The organism is Secundilactobacillus paracollinoides DSM 15502 = JCM 11969, from assembly GCF_001311135.1.
Classification (GTDB): Bacteria; Bacillota; Bacilli; order Lactobacillales; family Lactobacillaceae; genus Secundilactobacillus; species Secundilactobacillus paracollinoides.
The window spans coordinates 58,592-77,844 of the sequence record NZ_BBAG01000004.1 but is presented as its reverse complement, the minus strand read 5'-3'; the positions used below and the strand labels follow the sequence as shown (position 1 = coordinate 77,844).

Here is a 19,253-nt window from a genome sequence, read left to right as displayed (position 1 = left end):
TCCTTAAGATATTGAGAACATTATAATTCAATTAGAGCATTTAGAGCAAGTTTAGTCATCGATAGAGACTATATTGCCGTAACATGTCTCGAACTGCCACTCCGTTGCGTCGCTCGGCCCTGCAGGCTGAAGTGGGTCGCTTTGGGGAGTTATTGAATGTCTTAGCAGAAATTCAAGGATCTCCTACGTCTCCCGTGGTCGTAACCGACTAAAGAACAGTCGCTAACGATCACCGACACCACAGCCTGCAATTCCGAACGACTCCACTACGCTACGATACTTATAGCAATCACCATATGAAATTATCACGCATAGTGGTGCTCACGAAAGCTTAACTTGCGCAATAGTGTCTAATTGTACACGTTGTGGCATGTACGACATGTTGAAAACCACTTCATTAACACATTATTGTTCAATCATCTTCATCATTTCACCATCATGCGCTAACACTAAGTTGCCTGAGAAAAACAACTTACCCTGGTGAAATCAGTAAAATTTTTGGTCAAAAAAAGCGAAAGACATCCAGTTCAAGGCGAATTGCGTGCTCTCGCTTTTTCTTGTTATTTTTGTTTAAAGCACGTTTTCCAACCCAATCACCAATTCAGAAAGCCCACTGACTTTGTCGATTGCGACTTTCACGCCGGTCATAAACGAGCTGCGGTCAAAAGAATCTTGGCGAATGGTCAGGGCTTCACCTGGGCCGCCAAAGAGGACCTGTTCGTGGGCGAGATAACCTGGCAACCGTACCGCGTGGATCCGAATACCGTTGTAATCGCCGCCGCGGACATTGGCTAACGTTTCAGTCTCGTTTTCGTTGCCCTGTTTGTGCGCCGGCCGAACTTCGTCGATCAACTTAGCAGTACTCAGCGCCGTTCCGGATGGAGCATCCGCCTTGTCACCGTGGTGCATTTCAATGATCTCAACGTCTGGGAAGTAGGCCGCAGCCTCCTTTGCAAACTTCATCAATAAGACCGCCGACATCCCAAAGTTTGGCGCGATAATGCCGCCCAGTCCCTTTTCTTTTGACAGTGCCTGCAGTTCAGTCTCCTGATCATCCGTTAAACCGGTCGTCCCGATTACCGGATGAATGCCGTGTTCAATGGCAAAGGTCGTGTCTGCGTATACCGCGCTTGGCAATGTAAAGTCGATCCAGATCTCAGCATCCGTCTCAATATCAGCTAGGCTGCTAAACACCGCAACGTTGGCGGGCAAGTCGTAGTCTGCAGGTGTCGTGGACGTTAATCCCGCCGCGAAAACAGCTGTGAGGACAAATCCATCACTCTCGTTGACCAAATTGACTGCCTTTTGTCCCATCGCGCCGGTAAATCCAGCAACTAACACTTTTGTGGTCATGGCTATACTCCTAACTCTTGCGAAACTTCGTGTAACAGTGCGTCCTGGTCAAGCCCTAAAGCAACGGCCAGTTCCCGCTTTTCAGGATCGTTCAATGGTAAAACGGGCATCCGGCTGCTGCCGACTTCGAAGCCCTGCGCATTTAAAACGGCCTTGACGGGTGACGGTGATGGGAACACGAATAAGGCGGCCATCTTTGGGGTTAGCTGACGTTGCAGTTGACCCGCTGTAGCAACGTCGCCTGATTCAATGGCATCATACATCTTGCGCATTTCAGCGCCGTAGATGTGGGCCGCTACGGAAATAACACCGGCACCGCCCACCGTCTTTGCAGCGAGGGCTTGTGCGTCTTCGCCAGAGTACACGCTGAACCCGGGCGCCGTGTGTTCAACCAGATATTCAATATCTTCAATTGACGTGCATTGCTTAACACCCGCAATGTTTGGATTCTTCGACAATTCGATAATGGTCTCATTTGCCATTGTCACACCAGTCCGCCCCGGAATATTGTAAATGATCAACGGCTTCTCGGACGCGTCCGCAACCGTGGTAAAGTGGGCGATCATCCCGCGTTGGTTTGGCTTGTTGTAGTAGGGCACAACGACCAACATGTAATCAACGCCGGCGATCTGGGAGACTTCGCGCGTTAATTCAGCAGTCTCGCGGGTATTGTTGCTGCCAGTACCGGCAATGACTGGACCGCGACCGTTTACGATTTGCGCAAACGCGTGTAGAGGTCGATCTTTTCATCGTGGGTCAGCGTCGGCGTTTCGCCCGTGGTCCCGCCGATGACGAACCCGCGGCTGCCCGTCTCAAATAAGTGGTTCGTTAAGCGTTCCAGACTGGTGTAATCAATGTTATCGTTGCCGTCAAACGGGGTAATGATGGCGGTCATTAAATCGATGTTATTCAATTTAGTCATAGTCGTTCTCCTCTTTCTACTTTAACTGTCGGGTGCAAATTAGTCAGCCATTCGGGATTCTAGAAACCCTGTAATACCGGTGATGCCTTTTGCAATTGCAGATTCATCTGGGTTCAACGTGGCGGAATGCAACTGGGAGTCGTCTTCCACCCCGAGCCAGAACATGGTGCCAGGAATCTTCGATAATAGGTAGCCGAAGTCCTCACCGGTCATGGCGGGTTCCGTTTCAATAAAGGTGACGTCGTCGTTTTGCTTCATATACGTGATGAAACGACGGGTCAGTTCTGGGTCATTTTCTACTGGCAGGTACCCACCCTGGTTCAAGGTGACGGTCACCTGCGCATTGAAACTCTTTGCGATGCCGGCGCCGACTTCTTGCAGGCGCTGGTCGATTTTTTGAATCATCGTTTGGGTCAGGCCACGAATGGTGCCTTCAATGTGAGCGTGGCCGGCAATGACGTTGCGGATCGTGCCCGCTTCCATCTTGCCTAACGTGATCACGCCGCCTTCGATGGGATCAATACTGCGGGAAATGATGGTTTGCACTTGGCCGATCAGTTGCGCCGCAGCCACCACCATGTCGTTGGCATCTTGCGGGTAGCCGCGTGGCCGCCCTTGCCTTCCAGGTCGATGTTGACCTCGGTGGTGCCGGCAAACAACGTCCCCATCCGACAGCCAATCGCGCCAGCAGGCAAATCAGGATTGTCGTGCAACCCATAAAATTCATCCGGCCGCCACTCGCCTTCTAACACGCCAAGTTCGTATGCCAATTTCCCGCCATTCTTACTTTCTTCAGCGGGTTGGAAAAAGAAGATCATGTTGTCAGTCGGCTGATGTTCTGAAAAATAACTCAGGACACCCAACGCAACCGTCATATGGATGTCATGGCCGCAAGCGTGCATGACACCGGGATTCTTTGACGCAAACGGTAAGCCTGTTTTTTCACTGACTGGCAGCGCATCAATGTCGGTGCGGTATCCTAAAGTGCGTTTAGGATGACTGCCAGCCACCCGTACTAACAGGGCAGTCGGCAGGTCCGCAATGTGTTTGACCGTCAAATGCGCCTGGTTAAAGCCACTGATGACTTTCTCCAAATAAGCTTCGGTTCGGACTTCATTGAGGGCTAACTCTGGCATGGCGTGCAGGTCACGCCGAATCTGAATGAGACTTTCTTCTGTTAGTACAGGCATGTAATCACATCTTTCTTAAATCGTCTTCCAGGCCGGTCTTAGATTCGGTCTGGTCATCAACGTTCTTAATAAATTGAGCAGGAACCCCAGCAACCATCGTGTGCGGAGCAACGTCCTTCGTCACAACGGCGCCGGCCGCAACAACTGCACCTTCACCGACGTGGACGCCTTCGATCACAACAGCGTTTGCCCCGATCAACACGTTATCGTCAACGCGAACGGGCTGAGCGGAAGCGGGTTCCACGACCCCGGCAAGGACGGTTCCGGCACCAATGTGGGCGTGTTTGCCAACGATGGCCCGGCCACCAAGCACGGCGCCCATGTCGATCATTGTATCGGCCCCGATTTCAGCACCGATGTTGATGATCGCCCCCATCATGATGACGGCATTGTCGCCGATCAGCACTTGGTCACGGATGATGGCGCCAGGTTCGATACGCGCGTTGATTTCCTTCATATCTAATAATGGAACGGCGGAGTTACGCGTGTCATTTTCAATATCGTAGTCGGTGATCTGGGATTGGTTATCCTTTAAGAAGGGCTTGATGTCAGCCCAATCGCCGAATAACACACCCGTCCTTGTTTCCACGTACGCTTTGATGCTTGAGGGGACGGTCAGCTGGTCAAGGTCGCCTTTGATATAAACCTTCACCGGCGTCTTCTTGTCGGCGTTACCAATAAAATCAATAATTGCTTGTGCGTCTAGGGTTGCCATTTAAATACCTCTTTCTCAATTATAATAGGAAGTTTTTTTAGTTTATTCAGGATCGTAGGATTGGTCTAACCGCGTCATATCAGCGTAAGACTCACGTTTAACAACAACCTGCGACTTGCCATTTTCGACAAACACAACGGCTGGCCGACCATTTCGGTTGTAGTTGGAGGCCATCGAGTAACCGTAAGCACCGGTATCCAACATGGCGAGCACGTCACCCGGCTTGGTGGCTGGCAGGTGTGCTTGGTCGATCAGGATATCGCCTGACTCACAGTACTTACCGGCCAGGTGCACCGTTTCGGTCGTCTTCGCGAACGGATCACTAGCCAAAACGGCTTCGTATTCCGCTTGATACAGCGCGGGACGGATGTTATCGCCCATGCCGCCGTCAACCGTCAGATACGAGGTCAGACCGTCAACATCCTTGCGTCCGCCCACTGTGTAAAGGGTGTAACCGGCAGGACCGGCAATTGAACGGCCCGGTTCGATCCAAACCGCTGGCATCGTTAATCCCTTATCGGCGGCACTTTGTTTGATTGTCTTGACGATGGCATCGACAAACGCTTCGGGTGCTAACGGATTGTCATCCTTGGTGTAGCGAATGCCGAAGCCGCCACCCACGTTGATTACCTGTGGTTGATACCCACACTTGGTGTGCCATTCGGCAGCAATGTCAACTAATTTTTCAGCTGCCATTTGGAAGCCGTTCAGTTCAAAAATTTGGGAACCGATGTGGGCGTGAATCCCGATCATGTTCATCCGCTTGTTCGCAAGCACCTGTTGCAAGGCCTTGTCTGCCAAGCCTGTTTTAAGGTCAAAGCCAAACTTGGAATCCTCCTGACCCGTTTGAATGTATTCGTGGGTGTGGGCGTAAATCCCTGGGGTGATGCGCATCATAACCTGAACGCTGGCATCGTGTTTCTCCAACACGTCACTGAGTTGCTCAATTTCATGGAAGTTATCCAGCACAATGGTACCGACGTGATTTTCAATGGCCATTTCAAGTTCATCATAGGACTTGTTGTTGCCATGGAACTGATGTTAGCGGCCGGAAAGTGCGCTTGCAAGGCTGTGTAAAGTTCGCCGCCTGACACCACGTCGATGTGGGCGCCTTCTTGGTCGACCACTTGATACATGGCAATGGTTGCGAACGCCTTACTGGCATAGGTCACAGCGTAGTCGACGCCGTTGTCCTCAAACACGGATTTAAACCGGCGGATCTGGTCGCGAATCTTTGACACATCGTACACTGCTAACGGCGTTTGGTATTGCTGAGCTAATTCCAGTGCATCCACGCCGCCGATGGTTAAATGTCCTGCATCGTTAATCTGTTGGTTTGATACTTGTTCACTCATTCCTGTGACCTCCAAATAGTTTTTATCGTGGGCTGCGGCCAATTTGCATCAAAAAAGGGCCCTTTTGTTTACGCTAAACAAAAGGACCCCAAAATAGTTCGATCACAAGATTCATTTGGTATCAGTTCGATAGCGCCCCGCGAGCACGTAGCTCGCGACAGTCCGTCATTTATTCAACAACGTCCCAGCTAACTGATAGCTGTATGCTATCAGCGCTTCGGCGACCGCCCCTTTAAGTTAGTGTCAACATCCATACAGAAACTCGACTAACCGACTCTTATTGGTCGCAACCTCTTCGATTTACTAAAGATATTATAATGATTCTTTCAGATAGTCAACCCCCTTTTAACCAATCTTTCACATTAAGCGCTTATATTTTGTCCAATATCCTTTGAAATCGCAAACCTTTTGGGTTTGTTTTCTATTGTCGCTTCACTCCACGGGGTGGCCCTGCTCCATGGTGTGGGTCGCTCCGGAGCTAACTTTCATTGCCCGCCCCTGGCGGTCAACGAAAGTGGATCTCCTCCGTCTCCCATGGTTATAAGCGAGGAAAGGACCCTCGCTAACAACCATCGACACACCATTCCGCAATGCCACCCCGTTCCGTTACGCTACAGAGTGCTTCTCGCATAAAGTCATTGAATATCAAAAAAGCATTAACCCCAGTTTGATATGAATCCGCCCTTGACTGGTCAGGTAGTCAATTTGAGCGAGTCCTCAAAGATTGATGGTATGTTAATGCTACTTTAAACTTGCAAATTCATCTGTCCAATTCAGTCTATTCGCCCTCATGTTATGCATAAATCCCGTTATTTCGAAGGATTAGGGTTACCCTTATTCAGTATTCGAAGAGTCGCTCCGTATGACTGTCCTGCAGTCGAGGCGGATTCTCTACCAACTGGCTTTGACTGTCTTTCAATCCTTAACTAGTTTGATATCGTCGTTCATTGTTAGTGGAATGGAGTAATTTGGCACGGAGCCATGGTGTCGACATCAGTTAGCGACCGTTTCTTGGTCGGTTACTGATGTGCGAGTCGATGGAGATCCATTCAGATGGCGCATCGCGACAGCTGAATTAGCTTCATCGCGAGCTACTATGCGGAGTGCCAAATTACGGAATGCAACGGACTCTCATAAAAAACGTCACTTAAATAACATGATAAAAATAGTTATTACTATCTAAGCGAATCATTTTGAACCGCAAACTAAAATAAAGACAGTTGCACAACCACTTAAAAAAAGTTAGAATTCGATTTAATTATTAACAAATAGTGATAACTGAGAACTCAGGTGTTACGAATTGAGGAGTGTATTGATGTGAAGATCGTTAAGTTTGGTGGGAGTTCGCTTGCGGATGGCCCCCAGTTTGAAAAGGTAATTGATATCATTAAGTCAGATCCAGCGCGCCAGGTGGTGGTTACCTCGGCTCCTGGTAAACGTCACGATACCGACATTAAGGTGACGGACCTTTTAATCAAATATGCAACATTAACGATTGCGCACAAGGACTACTCTGAGATCGTGGCACAAATTTCTGCGCGGTATCAGGCCATCGGCACGTACTTCAACGTGCCTGCTGAAGAAATGACACCGATCAAAGAGGCCATCGTTAATTTACCCCACCACATCTACCCCAACGACGACTATCTCATGGCCGCCTTCAAGGCTCATGGCGAGCGGCTCAACGCCCGGCTTATGGCTACCGTGCTCAATAACCTGGGTATCAAGGCACGTTTTGTCGACCCGAAGGAATGCGGCCTCATTGTCAGCGATGAACCGAACAACGCAACAGTCTTGCCTGAAACCTACGACAACCTTGACCGCTTGAGTTACGGGGATGAGAAATTAATTTTCCCTGGTTTCTTTGGCTTTACAAAGAACGGCCAAATTGCCACCTTCTCTCGCGGTGGCTCCGATATCACGGGGGCAATCATTGCCCGCGGTCTTCACGCTGACCGGTACGAAAACTTTACCGATGTGAACGCCATTTATGCGGCTAACCCTAAGATCATTGCGCATCCGCAAGCCATCTCTCGGATGACCTATCGCGAAATGCGAGAACTTTCCTACGCTGGTTTTTCCGTCTTCCACGACGAAGCCATTATTCCCGCGATTGAAGGCCAGATTCCGATCAACGTCAAGAACACCAACCAGCCAGACTTACCGGGAACTCTGATTGTGCCCGAGAAAGACTTTGAACCTACCCAAACCATTACGGGCGTGGCGAGCTCAAATCGTTTTGCGGCACTTTACCTGCACCGCTACCTGTTGAACAAGGAAGTCGGCTTTACGCTCAAGCTTCTGCAGGTGCTGTACAAATACAACGTTTCCTACGAACACATGCCCTCGGGAATCGACGACCTGACTGTTATTTTTGATAAGACGCAGCTAGACACCGAAACGATCCACGCCATGTGCCATGATATTCAAGAGGCGTTGCATCCCGACACCATCGAATGGATCAACGATTACGCCATCATCATGATTGTCGGTGAAGGCATGCGTAACCAGATCGGTGTCACAGAGCACATTATCGAACCGCTGGCCGCCCACAATATTGGCGTCCACATGATCAATCAAGGGGCGTCCCGCATTTCAATCATGCTGGGCACGCGTCAAGCTGATGCGGATGAAGCTGTAAAATGCATCTATGACGAGTTTTTTACCAAACACGCCGTTGCGAACGATTAAGTTTTAGTCAATCCACGCGACTTTTGACAACCAGCCTGATACAATAACTGCAATTCTATTAATTCACTTAACCCAACAAGGAGACTTCTACATGGTGCAATTACGCAAGGTGCATGGTTCTGAAAACCATTTTTTTCTACTCGACCAAACCACCCTTTCTGAAAAATTAAATGACGCAGAGTTGACCGCTCTCGCACAACAGGTCACCGATCCTGCGACCGGCATCCTGAATGGTGCCGATGGCGTGCTAGTCGTTGATGAGTCGACCCACGACAACGTTCTGGGTCAAATGCGTGTGATCAACGCAGACGGCAGCGAAGCCTCCATGTGCGGCAACGGTCTGCGAACCGTTTCCCGATATCTCGCTGAAAAACATCACACCAACCAATTCAAGGTCGAAACGTTACAAGCGGATCTGCAGGTCAGTCGACAAAGCGACTTAGCAGCCAACGTCCCCGCCTTTAGTGTTGAAATTTCACCGGTGCGTTTTAATCCAAGTGCCTTTCCATTTGAAAACTTGGGCGACCAGCCGCTGATCGACTCGCCAGTGCCGGCCTTCTTACCTGGTCTGAACTTCACGGCCATCGCAGTGCCCAATCCACACCTCATCAGTTTTGTTGATGAAGAAGAGATCAACAACGATGACCTTGGGAAATTAGGAACCATGTTGAACAAGCCAAACGAATACTTTACGGATGGCGTCAACGTTAGCTTTGCGCAGATTCTTGGGCCTAACCAACTCTTTGTCCGAACCTTTGAACGTGGTGTTGGCTTTACCAACGCCTGTGGCACCGGTATGTCAGCCACTTCACTGGCTTTCGCGATGGTCCACCCGAACCTCGGCCATTTTGACGACCCAATTACCGTTTACAATCCCGGCGGCATGGTTAAAACTAAGGTGCACAAGGACGCTGACCGGTACTACATTGATTTAATCGGTAACGCCACTCAAACGCACGTCATTGATGTTGACGAGGCTGATCTACACCACGCTAATGTGACCGTTGAAACGACTGATGTTACTGAAACTGACGAGGAAGCGGCCTATTTGAACTTTGTGGATGGGCTGCCAACTGTTTCTGCGGTTGAGGTGAAGAAGTAAACCTGTTTATATTAAAAAAAGGGGCCATCCAGTTTTGGATGACGCCTTTTTTGTTGTGGTTTGAATCTTTTAACTGTCTGGTGAGTTAAATAGTGTTGACGTGTCGCTTCGTTACGCCGTTTGGCCCTGCAGGCTGAGGTGGGGTCGCTTCGGCTGCAATGCCGAACGGCTCCTCTAAGCTACATCCTGGTAAAAATCAACATGTACTACCAGTCTACGTATGCGGTACGAAAGAAGCTAGGTCATCATTACTGTTCACTTGAGCATCATATGAAGCAAGCCAGTTAATGGATATGCTAACAGTCGAGGGCGGATTCTCTACCAACTGGCCTTTGACTGTCTTTCAATCCTTAACTAGTTTGATATCGTCGTTCATTGTCAGTGGAATGGAGCAATTTGGCACGGAGCCATGGTGTCGACATCAGTTAGCGACCGTACTGTGGTCGGTTACTGATGTGCGAGACGATGAAGATCCATTCAGATGGCGCACCGCGACAGCTGAATTAGCTTCATCGCGAGCCACTATGGCGGAGTGCCAAATTGCGGAATGGAACGGACTGGTTACCTACAAACCGTCCACTCTCTATAACTTGGTCCTTCCCAATGCCAACATCTCCTCCGAAACCACTTCACTAGTAAACCGCGCCATTGGCGTAATCTCATGGCGGTCCTTATACGCCACAGGTTTCATGTCAATGACCGCGACCATCAAACTGTTTTCGGTCAAAAAGACCTGACCCAGCTGTTTAAACTTGCCTTTTGTATGCCGTCCAGTTCGCCACGAGTGCAGCGAAAAATCCTTATCCTTAATGACGTAGTGGCCGCTTTGGTCCTGCTCCACGGGCACGCCGATATATTCTTCAACCTTGTACTTTGCCTTCAACTAGTTAAACTTCCTTTACTGTCGCTCAATCGACAATTCTTTTGCTAATACGGCAATGCCGTCTTCACCGATGGCCTTCTTCAGCCACCGCTTGCTTAACTTATTCTGTAGTTCTGCCAAGTTCACACTGGTGTCCGTTAACTGGCCTTCCAGTTTGTGCGCAATTTTTTCATCCAAGGCGGTCCCATAAACGGCTACCTTAGTGATCAAACTGCCTTCAACCATCATGTTGACACCCAGGTCGCCCTGTTCCAGTGCCACAAACCGATAGCGGTTAAAGCCTGGATTTTCACCGTAGTTCCAATCCGTGGTATTGTACTTTTCTGCCAAACGCTGGTCAATAACGGCCCAGTCCTTATCGGTCAGGTGGTACGTTTCAATGTCTGTCAGCTTGTCAACGTTGAACAATTTTAGTAAGAGCTGCTCGCGAAAGTCGTCCGGCGTCAACGATTGATATTCAGGCGCCAAATGGGACTTGATGTTTTCGATATTGCTGCGGTTTGACTTGACCCACTTACCGTTGATCCGGTCTTCCACCGGGTGCAACGCCTGACTGGCAGCGTCGAGATTCATATCAAACATCAACGTCCCGCCGGCAGCAAACGCATCACCGGATTTAACCATCGTCATCCCAGTGAACTTGTGGTCGTTGACAACCAGGTCACTGTGACCACGGAGCTCAGCATCGTTGGCGCCAAGGGCGTGCAAAGCGTCCAAAATGGGATCAGCAAAGACTTTGTAGTCGCCCCACTTTGCGCCATCATCCGTATCACCCACCACGATATTTTCAAAAATCAAATTACCGCGGTCATGGTAAACGGCGCCGCCACCAGAGGATCGGCGCACTAACGCAACGTTGTTCGCCCGCAGATACGGTACGTTGACTTCCGCAAAGATATTCTGGTTCACACCGACAATGACGGATGGGTCGTTAATGTACATGATCAACCCGTGACCGGGCAGTTTTAAATCATTGATCAAATAGTTATCTAAGGATTGGTTCACAATGGGGTCGTAGATCGGCTTGCCATCGCGACTAGTATCAATTAAGAACATAGCAGTGTTCCCCTTTATTTTGAGTTTTAGGCGGCTGACAATTCACATAGCAGCATGAGTTGCGTCGCCCAATAGCCGACGTTCCTGTCTCATCTCTATTCTACTGGTTTTTTGCGTTGTTCGCCACTCAATGATAACCGCTTTCTTTTATTGTGAAAACTCGGTATACTCAAGATAAGATCTTTTACGAATGGAGCGATAACTATGGCAGCAAGACCCTCATTTTGGACGCGTTTGATGACCAGCATTAAAACACTATTTGGCGGCAGTACCACGTCGAAACAGCCAGCCTTTGATCCCGAAGAAAAGGATGGTGTCTGGTACCAGGAACTGCAACCAGGTGTTGTCCGCGTGGGGCTGACCCCGTTTGCCTACCAAGACATTGGCGGCGTGTCGTTCATGGATTTTTCAAACCCTGACGATGCGATTGAATCCGGCGATGACCTGATCGAACTCGAGGGTGACAAGGCCGTTGAAACGCTGAAGGCGCCTGTAACCGGAAGGATCATTGCGCGCAACAACGACCTGTTGAAGGCCACTGATGACTTACAGAACCGCAGTAACCAGGATAACTGGTTAGTCGATATTAAGGTTGCACATTAACTGCAGGATACAAAAAAAACGCCCCGAAACTCCAATCGGAATTTTGAGGCGCTTTTTTGATATAATCTAGTGTCGCAATTACTTGAAATACCGTGCCATATCGGTCAATAGATCATCATGGGTTGGTGTCCACTTCAGCGTTTCACGAGTCAGCTTGCTTGAAGCTGGAATGTCCATGGCAAAGAGCTGGTGTGAAAAGTCCAGCTTTTCTGGATCAGCATGTTCTTCCTTAACGGGGATGTTTAAGCCATCGCTGATCTTCTTGACAACCACACGCATCTTGAGCTGTTCTTCATCGTTGGCGTTGAAAAAGTGCAGCTTCTTGTCGTTGTCATCGCCGTTCAAAGCGTATTCTAGGGCCAACACATAGAGATGACCAGCATCCAGTACGTTAACAGCGGTCCAGCGGTTTTCACCACCGTTGTAGTTGATGACATAACCCTGCTTCTGAGATTCGGTAACTAGTTGCGGGATAAAACCATGGTCGTCATCACCTTCACCATGAACGGACGGTGCCAACCGGACAACGTAAGCGTTGATGCCGTCTGCTAACAGTTCGCGGGCAGCCACTTCTGAAAGCCGTGGTGACCGGCTTGGGAAGCCCGCATCCGCATGGTCGTTTTCCGTAAAGAACTGCCCAGGCATCATTGACGCCGTCCCGTGAGTCACAATAACGGGCTTCGTGGTCCCCTTCACACCATCACCAAAGGCGTGAATATTCTGGCTGTCTAGGTCAGAAATCCCTTCAAACGTGTTGTAGTGTTCAGTGACACCCATGCCCAAGTGTAAAACGGCATCCGCGTTCTTGGCTTCAGTTGTTAACAATGCGTTATCTTCGAGGTCACCCTTAACAGCAGTGATGCCCTGTTGTGTTAATTTTTCTGCACCCTTATCAGAGTGCGTCAATGCCCGAACGTTATAGCCCTTTTCAACTAATTCTGCTGCGGCCTTGCTGCCAACGTAACCTGTTGCACCTGTCATAAATACTGTTGTCATTTTAATTGCCTCGATATCTTGTTTATTTTTGGAATATTGCTATACTAACACCATAGATTAACAAGACAATGCACGATTATCAGAGGTTATTGTGTTAATAGACACTATCTAAAATTGTGGGGAAACGCTTATGACAGACTTACGTACAAAACGCACCCGGGCTATGATTCTCAACGGGTTTAACGCATTGATGCAACAAAAACAATTTACGAAGATCACGGTAAACGACATCGCGGCCGCCGCATTTATTAACCGCTCAACCTTCTACGTTCATTTCACGGACAAGTATGAGCTGCTCGAAACTGTCTTTCAGGGTGTCTTGGACCAGGACGCCATCGACACGAGCACCTTGTATGAACACCCGTTTCGAATGCTCGCGCAGATCAAGGGATCTAGTCTAAAGAATATGATTCAGTACCAAGCACACGACACGGAATTTGTGAGTGCCTTCTTTGATTTCTTCGTGGAACGCCTGATCGACCAACGCACTGAAATCAGTGAATTAGATAAGTGCTTCTTCATCGGCCGGGTCAACGCAATTCCGCGCTGGATCCAACGGACTAACCAGAAGTTTAATATCTTTACCGATTATGATAAGTTAGACGACATCTTTAATCAGGGTGCCAAGCACTTAGCCACCAACTAAAAACAGGCAACCAAACGCAATAAAGTGTTTGGTTGCCTGCTTTATTATTTGACAGTGCCTTTCAGCCCTGTTTCATTGGTTGGGTAAGCGGTACATTAGAAGGCCTACTTACTGGAAACGGTCTTGAGATTCTTGTCGACAAAGTCGCGAACGTCAGTCTCAGCCATTGTCATGAATGGGGTCATATCGGCCTCTGTCTTCAATGTGTCGTGACCGTTCTTTTCCATCAGGTAATCCCAAATGGCGTCGCGGACCGGCATCTCACTGTCGCTCCAATCAAAGGCGTCACTCATTTGATAATCAATAAACTGTGTTTCATCTACTGTTTTTGCCATTTTGAATTCCTCCTAACAGGTCTAGTGTAGGTCGTTTCTTACGAAATGGTAAATCATTTGATTATCCGGATGTTTTTTTAACAATCTCCAAAAAGAGTGCTAAGATGAACGTGTTAGTTAAAACGCTAACATTTTAATTAGTAAAAGGGAGCGTGATCATATGTCAAACAAATTGAGCAAAGAAGAACGTAAAGCTATGATCGAAAAAGCCGAGGAAGAGCGCGCAAAGCACCCAAAGCCAAAGTCAACGAAGTCAGGCTTCGCCACTATTGACGATGAAGCTGAAAAGTTACAGGGCAACAACTAATTAGTCTACCTCGTAATTAACGGAAGCACTCAGGACAGCTGTTCTGAGTGCTTTTTTTGTCCCTACATTATGTTGAAGTTTCTTACATTGATGATTGCTTCCGCCCGGTGCCACTACGCTGACGTGACTGTATGTTGAAACATTCATCACACCAGATGATCCAAAAGTAGGTCTGCAATCTTATGAGTGATTGTTAGTTATTATACATTTTTCATTCATAGCTATCCCGTTTAGTGTTTTCTATTGTGCATTATCCAGCACAATTATCCTGCTGGCTTAACCAGTTGAATGAGCATCAACTACGCAACAATCTGATACAACGATCTTTCAACCCTAATCGAATCCGCTATCAAGCCTAATAGATATCAATGGCGATTTATCTGTAAATAAAACTCGAAAATTAAAATTAACAAAAATGATTACAAAATACGATTAATTAAATCGTTTTACGTCAAAATAGTCACTAATTTATTAAACAATGTCGTAATTTACCCTAGTAATGTTCACGATTTCCCTTTAAACTAATTGATGATCTGGGATCAAGTGACCGTTAGATGGCCAATATTCACAAAAAAATTTTTGTATATACGATTTATGCATATATTTAGTTATGTATACACGTTTTCGTAAATATTTGAATTTTCATGAATGTAATAGCCACACTGTTTGAAACGGTTACCAGTTTCTCGCACCACCCTTTTTGTGACATGAGAGAATGATGAAAGACGTTTTATATAAATGCGTATTTTAGCTAAAAATTGTATATTAATCTATATTTAGCTAATTTTATGTATAAACGAGCTTGACATCTTCTCATAATTCTCTTATCTTATACAAAAAGCAATTAACACTGTCCCGTGAGGCGGAAATTCAGGAGGCTATTAAATGAAAAAATATCTAACACTTGAGAATGGCGACGTGTTCGTAGGGAATGCTTGCGGTGCCCTGTGCAAGGAAATCAAGGGCGAACTGGTCTTTACAACAAGTATGACCGGCTACCAAGAGACCCTCACCGACCCATCATATACCAACCAGATCATTACATTTACCTATCCCCTAATCGGCAACTACGGTATTTCGCTAAATGCGAATCAATCACCCGCAGTGGCCGCATCGGCCGTTGTCATGCATGAACTTGCATCAACGGTTTTTCATTACCAAAGCGTGATGAGCCTGAACGACTTCCTTGATAAGGCTGGCGTTCCAGGGATTACGGGAATCGATACGCGGAAATTGACCAAGATCATCCGCAAACATGGGACCATGAAGGCCAGTTTAACCAACCAGCCACTCGCTGACAGTCAGCTCAACACGAGCCAGTCCGTTGAACAGGTTGTTAAATCGGCCACCTTCACGACGCCCCAAGACGAACATCCTGACCACGTTGTCCTTGTCGACTTCGGGGTCAAGTCAAACATCGTCAACTCCTTGCAAAAACTGGGCTGCAACGTCACCATCGTTACCCCAGACGCAAGTTTTAAGGACATTGAACAGTTACACCCAACTGGTGTGCTGCTGTCCAACGGCCCTGGCGACCCCGAGGACTACGAGGCCTTTCTGCCCGTTATCCGTGAGTTACAGGACCACTACCCGCTGTTTGGTATCTGCCTTGGCCACCAATTATTAGGACTGGCAAACGGTGCTCGGACCTATAAAATGGTCTTCGGTCACCGGGGCATCAACCACCCAGTCAAGAACCTACTGACCAATGAAGTTGTGATTACCTCTCAGAACCACGGTTATGCCGTTGACGTCGACTCCGTTAACGACACCCCGTTAGAAGTGACCGCCGTTGAGATCAATGATAAGACCTGCGAAGGCCTGCGATATCCGGGACGACCAGTGTTTTCCGTTCAGTACCATCCGGAAGCCGCACCTGGCCCTCACGAAGCAAATCGCTTGTTTAACCAATTCATTGATCTGATGAACGCGCACACTAACGGGGAGACGAAATAATGCCAAAAAGAACTGATATTAAAAAAAATTGTGATCTTGGGCTCTGGTCCAATCGTTATCGGCCAAGCCGCTGAATTTGACTATGCTGGCAGCCAGGCTTGTTTAAGCTTAAAGGAAGAGGGCTACGAAACGGTCCTGATCAACTCCAACCCCGCCACCATTATGACCGATGACGAGACAGCTGATAAGGTTTACCTCGAACCGCTGACGGTTGCCAGTGTCACTGAGATTCTTAAGAAGGAACAACCAGACGCCATCCTGCCAACTTTAGGTGGTCAGACTGGGCTTAACCTGGCCGTTGAACTCGCTAAGACCGGGGTATTAGACGACCTGAACATTGAGTTGTTGGGCACGAACCTGCACACCATCAACCAAGCTGAAGACCGGGAAGAATTCAAAGACCTGATGCACGAATTAAACCAACCGATTCCAGCATCGCTCACCGTCTACGACTTACAATCCGGGTTAGATTTCGCCCATGAGATCGGCTACCCAGTTATTATTCGGCCAGCATACACGCTTGGCGGAACCGGCGGCGGGATCGCCAAGGACGACGATGAAATGACCACCATTTTGACTCGTGGGCTGACCATGTCACCCGAAACAGAATGCCTCATTGAAAAGAGCATCGCCGGCTACAAAGAAATTGAATTTGAAGTGATGCGTGACCACAACGGCTCATCCATCATCGTTACGGGGATGGAAAACTTCGATCCTGTCGGTGTCCACACTGGCGACTCCATTGTGTTTGCTCCAACGCAAACGCTGACAGACCGGGAATATCAACGGTTACGGGATGCTTCACTGACCATCGTTAACGCGTTAAAGATCGAGGGTGGCTGTAACGTTCAGCTCGCTCAAGATCCGAACAGCAAGCACTATTTCGTCATTGAAGTGAACCCGCGTGTTAGCCGGTCATCTGCCCTTGCGTCAAAGGCCACGGGTTATCCGATCGCTAAGATTGCCGCAAAAATTGCCGTTGGCTTGAACCTTGATGAGATCATCAACCCGATCACCCAAACGACCTACGCCATGTTTGAACCAACACTGGACTACGTGGTGGCTAAGATCCCCCGTTTTGCGTTTGATAAATTCTACAACGCCGACCGGGTTCTGGGCACCCAAATGAAGGCCACTGGTGAAGTCATGGCCATTGGGACCAACATCGAAGAGTCGCTCTTAAAGGCCGTCCAATCCCTAGAATTGAACGCCAACATGCAAAACACCTTGCTGCCAGAGGATGCTCAGGGCAAATCACTTGAAGAGTTCCTCGCCACAGTTGGCACTGACACCGACATTCGGTTATTTGAACTCTTCGCCGCCATCGCTAAGGGCGCCACGATCGAGCAACTGCACGATGCCACCCTGATCGACGAATTCTTCCTATCAAAGCTCGCCCACATTATGGACATGCAAAAGCGGCTGATGACGCGGATGCTGACGGCTGACCTGCTGACGCGGGCTGCTAAGCTGGGCTTCAGCGATACCATGATCAAGGCCGTGCGGGAAATCACCGACCACGAGTTGGCACAGCTCCATGAAATGGCCGATCAAAAGATCGTTTACAAGATGGTCGACACCTGTGCCGCCGAATTTGACAGCGCCACACCGTACTTCTACAGCACCATCGGCGACGAGAACGAAAGCGAACCGCTGGGCAACAGTATTGTGGTTATCGGTGCTGGCCCCATCAGAATTGGCCAGGGTGTGGAATTTGACTACACAACCGTCCACTCTGTAAAGGCCATTCAGGCCGCTGGTTACAACGCCATTATTATTAACAACAACCCCGAGACGGTTTCAACGGACTTCTCAATTTCTGACAAGTTGTACTTTGAACCCCTGACCATTGATAGCGTCATGAACGTTATCAATTTGGAAAAGCCAATGGGCGTGATCGTGCAATTCGGTGGTCAAACGGCCATCAACCTCACCCAACAGTTGGTCGACAAGGGTGTTAAGATTCTTGGCACTTCCATGAAAGGTATCGAAATGACGGAAAACCGTCACGATTTCGAACAACTTTTGATTGAAAAAGGCATCGACCATCCAGCCGGCGACACGGCGCTCAGTTTAGACGACGCGCACGCCATTGCCGACAACCTGGGCTACCCCGTTTTAGTACGGCCGAGCTTTGTCCTTGGCGGCAAGGGCATGGCCGTAGTCCACACTCAAGAAGAACTCGATGACTATCTGGTTCCCGCCCTCAAGAACAGTCATGGCGAACCCATTTTGGTCGACAAGGACATTACGGGAATCGAATGTGAAGTCGATATCTTGAGCGATGGTAAGGACGTCTTCATTCCGGGCATCATGGAACATTTGGAAGGCGCTGGCGTGCACTCCGGCGATTCGATTGCCATGTATCCGCCACAGCATTTAAACGACGCTCAGAAGGCCGAAATCGTTAAAATTGCCACGGAAATCGGCACCGCCGTTCACTGTGTCGGCATGATGAACATTCAGTTTATTATGGCGGACAAACCTTACGTCATCGACGTGAACCCGCGGGCATCACGGACCGTGCCGTTTATGAGTAAGATTACCCATTTGCACCTGCACAACTCGCAACCCAGTTGATCGTTGGCAAATCGCTGGCAGACCTTGATCTGGAACCGGGATTGTACCCCGAACCCGACCAGGTCTACGTCAAGGCACCCGTCTTCTCGTTTGCCAAACTGCCTGACGCGCCGACAGCCTTAAGCCCTGAAATGAAATCCACCGGTGAAGACCTCGGTCACGGTAAAACGTTGGATGAGGCGCTGCACAAGGCCTTCTTTGACAGCTACCACTTCGACAGCAGTGTCACGGGCCCCATTCTGGTCAGTGCGCACGATGCTGAAAACACGGAGTTGATGGCTGGATTGGAAGACAGCGGCTATCCGCACACCGTCTACCAGCTTGACCAAGACTGGCCAGATAACGTCGCCTTCGTCCTCGCAACTGAAGACGAGACGCCGACTTCTAAACAGCTCGCTGCCAAGGCACTGAGCCACCAGGTCACCCTTTTCACTGCTCAAGACACGGCCGCTTCCCTTGTGAAGGCGCCGCTGACGAAGCAGGCTTAATCTTGTGTGTTAGATATTAAAGCAAAGCAACGCCTCGATTCCACTGGTTGGTGAATCGAGGCGTTGCTTTTTTAA

12 protein-coding genes, 4 pseudogenes and 1 riboswitch are annotated in these 19,253 nt (G+C 48.8%); of the genes and pseudogenes, 7 read left to right on the top strand and 9 right to left on the bottom strand.

Annotation, left to right across the window (positions count from 1 at the left end):
• Positions 1–570: 570 nt before the first annotated feature.
• The 5 genes and pseudogenes from dapB to lysA form a co-directional block, all read right to left on the bottom strand.
• Positions 571–1,353 carry a 4-hydroxy-tetrahydrodipicolinate reductase gene (dapB, locus tag JCM11969_RS03070; protein ID WP_054708104.1) on the bottom strand — a complete coding sequence of 261 codons (783 nt, stop codon included), beginning with the start codon at positions 1,351–1,353 and terminating at the stop codon, positions 571–573.
• A gap of 2 nt (positions 1,354–1,355) precedes the next feature.
• A pseudogene (gene dapA, locus JCM11969_RS03065) lies at positions 1,356–2,275 on the bottom strand (4-hydroxy-tetrahydrodipicolinate synthase).
• A 39-nt stretch (positions 2,276–2,314) separates the two neighbouring features.
• Positions 2,315–3,465 (bottom strand): annotated as a pseudogene (locus tag JCM11969_RS03060) (N-acetyldiaminopimelate deacetylase).
• Positions 3,466–3,469: 4 nt separating this feature from the next.
• The gene (gene dapD, locus JCM11969_RS03055; protein WP_054708101.1) at positions 3,470–4,180 is read right to left on the bottom strand and encodes a 2,3,4,5-tetrahydropyridine-2,6-dicarboxylate N-acetyltransferase; all 711 of its coding nucleotides are present in this window, start codon (positions 4,178–4,180) and stop codon (positions 3,470–3,472) included.
• A 42-nt stretch (positions 4,181–4,222) separates the two neighbouring features.
• Positions 4,223–5,535, bottom strand: a pseudogene (gene lysA, locus JCM11969_RS03050) (diaminopimelate decarboxylase).
• 122 nt (positions 5,536–5,657) lie between these two features.
• Positions 5,658–5,838, bottom strand: a riboswitch (Lysine riboswitch).
• Between the two features lie 1,014 nt (positions 5,839–6,852).
• On the opposite strand from lysA, the gene JCM11969_RS03045 reads away from it, so the two are divergent.
• Together JCM11969_RS03045 and dapF are read left to right on the top strand one after the other, a co-directional pair.
• Entirely contained in the window at positions 6,853–8,226 is a 1,374-nt protein-coding gene (locus JCM11969_RS03045; protein WP_054708098.1) for an aspartate kinase, read from the top strand.
• Between the two features lie 91 nt (positions 8,227–8,317).
• Positions 8,318–9,328: a diaminopimelate epimerase gene (gene dapF / locus JCM11969_RS03040; protein WP_054708095.1), complete on the top strand. Its 1,011-nt coding sequence runs from the start codon at positions 8,318–8,320 to the stop codon at positions 9,326–9,328.
• Between the two features lie 583 nt (positions 9,329–9,911).
• Here dapF and JCM11969_RS03035 read toward each other — a convergent pair.
• Both JCM11969_RS03035 and lplA read right to left on the bottom strand, forming a co-directional pair.
• Positions 9,912–10,211 carry a DUF7671 family protein gene (locus JCM11969_RS03035; RefSeq protein ID WP_054708089.1) on the bottom strand — a complete coding sequence of 100 codons (300 nt, stop codon included), beginning with the start codon at positions 10,209–10,211 and terminating at the stop codon, positions 9,912–9,914.
• A 15-nt stretch (positions 10,212–10,226) separates the two neighbouring features.
• On the bottom strand, positions 10,227–11,267 hold the full coding sequence (gene lplA / locus JCM11969_RS03030; RefSeq protein ID WP_054708085.1) for a lipoate--protein ligase: 1,041 nt from the start codon (positions 11,265–11,267) through the stop codon (positions 10,227–10,229).
• A gap of 204 nt (positions 11,268–11,471) precedes the next feature.
• Here lplA and JCM11969_RS03025 point away from each other — a divergent pair, with 204 nt between their 5' ends.
• The gene (locus JCM11969_RS03025; RefSeq protein WP_054708082.1) at positions 11,472–11,870 is read left to right on the top strand and encodes a glycine cleavage system H family protein; all 399 of its coding nucleotides are present in this window, start codon (positions 11,472–11,474) and stop codon (positions 11,868–11,870) included.
• Between the two features lie 78 nt (positions 11,871–11,948).
• On the opposite strand, the gene JCM11969_RS03020 is transcribed toward JCM11969_RS03025, so the two are convergent.
• Entirely contained in the window at positions 11,949–12,866 is a 918-nt protein-coding gene (locus JCM11969_RS03020) for an NAD-dependent epimerase/dehydratase family protein (RefSeq protein ID WP_054708079.1), read from the bottom strand.
• 130 nt (positions 12,867–12,996) lie between these two features.
• On the opposite strand from JCM11969_RS03020, the gene JCM11969_RS03015 reads away from it, so the two are divergent.
• Entirely contained in the window at positions 12,997–13,512 is a 516-nt protein-coding gene (locus tag JCM11969_RS03015; RefSeq protein WP_054708065.1) for a TetR/AcrR family transcriptional regulator, read from the top strand.
• Between the two features lie 104 nt (positions 13,513–13,616).
• Here JCM11969_RS03015 and JCM11969_RS03010 read toward each other — a convergent pair whose 3' ends face one another.
• On the bottom strand, positions 13,617–13,847 hold the full coding sequence (locus tag JCM11969_RS03010) for a P8 family protein (protein ID WP_054708062.1): 231 nt from the start codon (positions 13,845–13,847) through the stop codon (positions 13,617–13,619).
• A 160-nt stretch (positions 13,848–14,007) separates the two neighbouring features.
• Between JCM11969_RS03010 and JCM11969_RS18180 the strand changes: the two genes are divergently transcribed.
• The 3 genes and pseudogenes from JCM11969_RS18180 to carB all read left to right on the top strand — a co-directional run bounded on the left by JCM11969_RS18180 (position 14,008) and on the right by carB (position 19,178).
• The gene (locus JCM11969_RS18180) at positions 14,008–14,154 is read left to right on the top strand and encodes a hypothetical protein (protein WP_169790392.1); all 147 of its coding nucleotides are present in this window, start codon (positions 14,008–14,010) and stop codon (positions 14,152–14,154) included.
• A gap of 885 nt (positions 14,155–15,039) precedes the next feature.
• Positions 15,040–16,110, top strand: a complete 1,071-nt coding sequence (locus JCM11969_RS03005) for a carbamoyl phosphate synthase small subunit (protein ID WP_054708059.1) — start codon at positions 15,040–15,042, stop codon at positions 16,108–16,110.
• Positions 16,110–19,178, top strand: a pseudogene (gene carB, locus JCM11969_RS03000) (carbamoyl-phosphate synthase large subunit). The gene JCM11969_RS03005 and the pseudogene carB overlap by 1 nt, the downstream one beginning before the upstream one ends.
• Positions 19,179–19,253 lie beyond the last annotated feature (75 nt).

Coding starts and splice junctions, on each gene's coding strand:
- dapB (WP_054708104.1), bottom strand. CDS start 1,353: ATGACCACAAAAGTGTTAGTTGCTGGATTTACCGGCGCGATGGGACAA.
- dapD (WP_054708101.1), bottom strand. CDS start 4,180: ATGGCAACCCTAGACGCACAAGCAATTATTGATTTTATTGGTAACGCC.
- dapF (WP_054708095.1), top strand. CDS start 8,318: ATGGTGCAATTACGCAAGGTGCATGGTTCTGAAAACCATTTTTTTCTA.
- lplA (WP_054708085.1), bottom strand. CDS start 11,267: ATGTTCTTAATTGATACTAGTCGCGATGGCAAGCCGATCTACGACCCC.
- JCM11969_RS03025 (WP_054708082.1), top strand. CDS start 11,472: ATGGCAGCAAGACCCTCATTTTGGACGCGTTTGATGACCAGCATTAAA.
- JCM11969_RS03020 (WP_054708079.1), bottom strand. CDS start 12,866: ATGACAACAGTATTTATGACAGGTGCAACAGGTTACGTTGGCAGCAAG.
- JCM11969_RS03015 (WP_054708065.1), top strand. CDS start 12,997: ATGACAGACTTACGTACAAAACGCACCCGGGCTATGATTCTCAACGGG.
- JCM11969_RS03010 (WP_054708062.1), bottom strand. CDS start 13,847: ATGGCAAAAACAGTAGATGAAACACAGTTTATTGATTATCAAATGAGT.
- JCM11969_RS18180 (WP_169790392.1), top strand. CDS start 14,008: ATGTCAAACAAATTGAGCAAAGAAGAACGTAAAGCTATGATCGAAAAA.
- JCM11969_RS03005 (WP_054708059.1), top strand. CDS start 15,040: ATGAAAAAATATCTAACACTTGAGAATGGCGACGTGTTCGTAGGGAAT.